The sequence below is a fragment of the Mesorhizobium sp. M4B.F.Ca.ET.089.01.1.1 genome, assembly GCF_004022605.1.
GTDB lineage: Bacteria > Pseudomonadota > Alphaproteobacteria > Rhizobiales > Rhizobiaceae > Mesorhizobium > Mesorhizobium abyssinicae.
On record NZ_RZOS01000402.1, the window covers coordinates 1 to 5,254 of the forward strand.

A 5,254-nucleotide genomic window follows, 5' to 3' on the forward strand; every position below is an offset into this window, starting at 1 on the left:
CTCCCACAACGTGGCGGAGTAGCCGGGTTCACCGATCTGTGTGTCGGCAAAAATCAGCGGAACCTGTTCCGCCGATTTCTTCACCAGTCCGCCCGGCATTGAGGGAAAATCAAATGTCCCCTTCACCACCACCACAATCCACTCACGGCCGGCCTTATCCATGCCCATGGTAAACTCGTGCGGATACCCCATCTGGTTCCAGATATGCATCAATCGGTCTCCCAACTGGCGGCGAGGATCTGCCCCAGCGTCGCTCGCGGCAACTGCAGGTCGACGTCGAATATGTCCGAGCGGCTGGTCCACATCACCATATCGTCGACGATCTCGTCACCCGACTCGACGGGCGGCACCGGCAGCACGGTCAGTGCTGCCTCCAGCCCGTCGGGGGTCAACCCGCCCTGCTGCGCGGCAATGGCCGTTTCCTCGATGCCGGCGAACCACGCTTCCGCATGCGCCAACTCGAAGGAGGTTTCGGAGAGCTGCGCGACGATGCTCAAGGGGAATTGCCTGCCGACCCTGTCGGCGCTTTGCACGACAACGCCCGCCGACGCGCCGAAGGAGGACGGGCCGGCCAGGAAGCGCAGCGCCGTGGCGCGTGGCCAGGACTCCAGGCCAATCAGCGGCACAAGATGCTGCGCCAGCCAGCGATCCCAGGCGCGCACAAAATCTCCCGTCAGCCGCCGCGACACGAAATCGCCGGTGGTGGGGATTTTGCCGTAGAAGCCCGGCAGGATCATATCTGCGGCGGACATGTGAACTTCTTGAACATTTCGAGGTTGTAGGGGTTTTCGACGCTTGCCGCCTTGAGCTCGAAATCGGCGTACATGCCCTTGGTGCCGAGGCGGAGGCTGTAGACATCGGCCAGCGAGGTGCCGGTGAAGCGGCCGGCACGCAGCATCCTCAGCCACGCCCAGCTGCCGGTCTCGTTGAGCATGATTTCGGGCGAGCCATCGACCGGCTGGAAGGCGAGCGAAATCACGCCGGTGCCGTCCTTGCCGGGCCACGTCATCGGTTGCGGCCGCGTCGCGTTGTTGAAATAGACGAGGTTCTGGCCGTCGAGATTGAGCGTCACGCGCGTGACATTGGGCGACAGGTCCTTCGGCTCCAGCGTGAAGCTCATCACCGGTCCCGTCCCGCCGGGAAAGAGATCGTCGCGTATGTGCCTGGCCTGTTCGAACGCCGCCAGCGCCGCAGGGTCGAGGCCGAAGTCGGCACGCCATTTCCAGGGCTGGCTGGCGGTGTCGACATAGCTGATCAAATGGTCGTTGATGAAGGCGTCGATCATGCCGGCCGGTCCGAACAGACGGGCGAAGTCGCGGACATTGACGTCCACCGCGCTCTCGGGGCTGAACGGATAGCGGTCGTTGAGCGCCGCCTGGCAGAAGGGCAGGATGTCGGCACGCCAGATGGCGTTGAGTTCGTTGGTGACGGCCTTCTGCGTCAGGCCGCTGGTGTCGCCGGCGATGCCGCCGAGCCAGTCGTCGATCGGGTCGGGCAGGATCTGCGCCTGCCTGGCGACGGCGCCAGTGAGCTCGGCTAGGCCGCCCTGCTTCTTGATGGCGTCCTGCGGGTCGGGATTGGCGGTCACCGTCTGCAGCACGTTGGAAAGCGCCGTCAGCGCCACCACCGCGGCGTCGAGCGCCGGCGGCTGGCCGTCGACCTCGGCGATCGCGCCCTTCAGCGGCTTGAAGTGCTCGGCCACCAGGCTGCCGGTCAGGTCCACCTTGTCGGCCGAACCGGCGCGCGGCAGCAGTTTTGCCCCGGTCTTGACGACCTTGCCCAGCTTGCCGAGCTTGCCGAGCAGTTTCGAACCGCCCTTCGCGGCCGCCTTGTCGTCGGCCGGGGCTTCGTCGGACCGGGTAAGGTCGGTCTCCTGAACCACTGCGATCAAAAGGCGCTTCAACGCGGAATCGGCGCTTGAAAGGTCTTTGAGATTCTCGCTGGCGACATTGAGGTCGGTCAACGGCGCGAGCCGCATATCGCGCAGGAAGCTGTCCCATTGCGCGATGTAGTCGTCGTAGTAGAGCTTCAGGATGTCCTCGGACAGCGCCGAGACGGAGGTTTCGGAATTCTCCGAGCAGCCGCCGGCGAACACTGCCCGATCGAGTGCCGCCTGCGCGGCCACGTCCTCGACCCGGTCGAGAACGGCATCGTGGAAGCCGGCATAGGTGAAGGCGCCCGGAACGCCGACGCGCAACGTCTTGTCGGAGCGCCGCGCGAACACCTTGGCGCCGTTCGGCCCGGCGAAATTGGCCGGGATCCATTCTTTCACTCCGGCCACTTCGGGATCGGCCAGCAACTGCTTGTAGGCGCGCGCCGGCAGCGAGATCGTGCACACCGTCTTCAGTGCCTCGGCGACCAGTTCCTTGTCGGGCGCGATGTAGTTGTCGTCGACCGCCATGCGCCGGATCGCGGCCAGCTGGTGCTCTTCCGCGTCCGGACTCGGGAAAGGCGGCGAGGGCGCGAATTCGGGCAGGCTGTTGACCCACCAGCCCTGGGCGAAGTCGGTGTCCATCTGCGACAGGCCGGTCATCATGCGATAGGTCTTCAGCGCGCCCAGCATGAAGTCCGGATCGCGGATCTGCCGCCACATGGTCGCCTCGAGCAGCGCGACCATGTGGGGTTCCAGGACGTTGCGCAGCGCATGATCGTAGGTGTCGGCCTGCGCGCGCACCAATTCCGCCGAGGCCGAGGGCCCGAGCAGGTCATGCGGCGCGTCCGGCGGCGCGGTGCGGGCATTCGCGACCTCGTCCATCGCGGCCAGCGCGCCGTCGATGGCCGGCTGCTCCACCGATGCCGGTGCGGCGGTGACGGCGGTCAGCGGCTCCTGCAGCGCCTCGAACTGGCCAGCCTGCGCGGTGATAGCGGTGCGGTTATCGTAGTAGGACCAGGAGAACAGGCCGGCGGCCAGCAACGCCGCTGCCGCGCAGGCGGTGGCGGCGCCGCGCCAGATCCAGGCGCGGCGGCGCTGCGCCAGCGGGTCGAACGTGCCCAGGCCGGCCTCCTTGAAGATCACCTCGGTCAACAGATTCCGCAGGAAGAAGCTGCGCTTCTCGACCCTTGGCGTGGGCATGGCGCGGCGCGGCGGAAGACCGAACGATGAAGACAACGCCGCGGTCAGCCGGTCGATGGGCGCGCCTTCCTGCGTCGCCGAAGTCAGGTAAAGGCCGCGCAGCCAGGCGGCTTCCTCGTAGCGGCTTTCGCCGAACATCGCCTCGATCAGCACCTGGATCGGTTCGGAAAGGCTCGCGAGCTGGGCCGGGAAGCGGAAAATCTCGGCGCGCGTGGCGAGCTTGTCTTCGTCCTCAAGACGCGGCACCAGGCGCCGCTCGAGTTCGGTCGCCAGCGTGGCGATTTCCTTCTCGATGGTCTTGGCGTCGACGCGGGCGTCGAGCGCGAAGGTCGTCCCCCACACCTGCTCGCGCGCGGTGGTCGACAGGCCGCCGAAGAAGGCCTCGAAGCCCTTGATCAGATCGGCCTTGGTCAGCATCAGGTAGACAGGGAGGCGGATTTCGAGCCGGTCGTTGAGCTCGGCCAGCCGGCGGCGGATCTTGCGGCCGTGCGCCTTGATGGCTTCGTCGCCTTCCGAGAGCGCGTCGATCGAGAGCGCGACGATGACGCCATTCAGCGCGCGGCGGCCGCGGTGCTTCTTGAGCAGGTCGAGAAAACCCAGCCACTCGGTTGCGTCGACATCCGGCTGGCTTTCCTGCTGGACGTAGCGGCCGGCGGTGTCGATCAGCACCGCGTTTTCGGAAAAGAACCAGTCGCAGTTGCGCGTGCCGCCGACACCTTGCAGGTCGTCGGTGAGGTCGATCGGAAAGTTCAGGCCGGACTGGCGCAGCGCCGTGGTCTTGCCGGTCGCCGGCGGCCCGACGATCACATACCAGGGCATTTCGCGCAGGAATTTGCGGCCGCCGAGCTTGCGGCGCCTCAGCTCGGCCATCACATCGGCGAACTTGGCGCCGACGGCGGCGACGCTTTCCTCGCCGGGGGTGAGCTGCTTCTCCGCCGCCGGCGCCGCGATCTCGGCGACGAACATGCGGTTGGCGCGGATCGCGCGGCGCTGGGCGATGATCAGCCAGATCAGCCACAGGATGATCAGCCCGGCGATCATGGCGATGCGCACATTGTCGGAATCGAAGGGCGAATAGGGGCCGACCTGGACGATCGGGCCGAAGATCCAGATGACCAGCGAAAGCAGCGCGATGCCGATCAGCGTCCAAAGGAAGCGCGATGTGAGCACAGCCCAGAGGAAGCGCAGGATGAACATCTCAGAGCCTCTTCTCGACCAGGACCTCGACGCGCCGGTTGAGCGCGCGGCCCTCGCGTGTCGAGTTGTCGGCCACCGGGTCGGTCTCAGCGCGCCCTTCGGAATGGATGCGCTCCTGCGGCACGCCGGCCCGCACCAGGAGGTCGGCTATGGTCTCGGCCCGCGCTTCCGAGAGCCGCTGGTTGGTCGACAGGGGATTGGATCGTTGCAGGCGCACGTTGTCGGTGTGGCCGACGACGGTGATGTTTCCGATCAGCTCCTGGTTGGCGAGGATGACCTTGGCGATGGATTCGACCAGTGGCTCGAAGCCTGGCGTCAGTGTCGGTCGCGACGACTGGAACAATTCGGGGTTGGAGGCCTGGATGACCAGCTTGGCCAGCGACACGCTCTCGGTGCCGCTGAGCGCCCCCCTGAGGTCGTCCGGCGCTTCGGCCTTGAATTCCGGCAGCAGCGCGAAATCGACTGGCTCCGGCTCGGGCGGCGCAGGCGCGTCAACCTTCGGCGCGGCGCGGGTGATGTCGGCGCGCGCAGGCGGCGGCAGCGCCCGGACCAGCGCCGAGAGCTCGACGGCCTGGCTGCTGAGCCCCATCGAGAGCCCGATATGGACCATAGTGGCGATCACTGCGGCGGCGAGCGCCATCACCCAGATCGGCACGATGAAGCGCTGCGGCTCGTCCGAGGCGATCACGCCTTTCCAATGTGGCGACAGCGGCGCGCCCTCGGCGTCGGCATCGCGCAGGAAACGCGCCGCCGCCACGCGAACGGCATTGAGCGAGCGGTCGCCGGAGCGGCCGGGCACCCGGTATTTGCCGCGGAAGCCAAGCGCCAGGCACTGGTATTGCAGTTCCAATAGCTCGCGGTCGCGGTTCGGGTGGCGCTCCAGCTCGTCGAGGCGCGTGAAGAACTGGGTGCCGGCATCGACGTCGCCGCGCAGCATGACCACCAGCGGCTGGCGCGGCCACGCGCTGGCGCCGCCCCAGGGCG

3 protein-coding genes and 1 pseudogene are annotated in these 5,254 nt (G+C 66.9%); all 4 read right to left on the reverse strand.

The features are described 5' to 3' along the window. A pseudogene (locus tag EN780_RS26975) lies at nt 1-210 on the reverse strand (hypothetical protein); the annotation flags it as partial. Beyond that, nucleotides 210-752, reverse strand: a complete 543-nt coding sequence (gene tagF, locus EN780_RS26980) for a type VI secretion system-associated protein TagF (RefSeq protein ID WP_245500152.1) — start codon at nt 750-752, stop codon at nt 210-212. The gene tagF and the pseudogene EN780_RS26975, both read right to left, overlap by 1 nt. Continuing rightward, nucleotides 734-4,270: a type VI secretion system membrane subunit TssM gene (gene tssM / locus EN780_RS26985; protein WP_128275813.1), complete on the reverse strand. Its 3,537-nt coding sequence runs from the start codon at nt 4,268-4,270 to the stop codon at nt 734-736. The genes tagF and tssM overlap by 19 nt, the downstream gene beginning before the upstream one ends. 1 nt (nt 4,271) lies before the next feature. Continuing rightward, nucleotides 4,272-5,254: type VI secretion system protein TssL, long form (gene tssL / locus EN780_RS26990; protein ID WP_128275814.1), on the reverse strand; the 983-nt coding region annotated here is incomplete at its 5' end.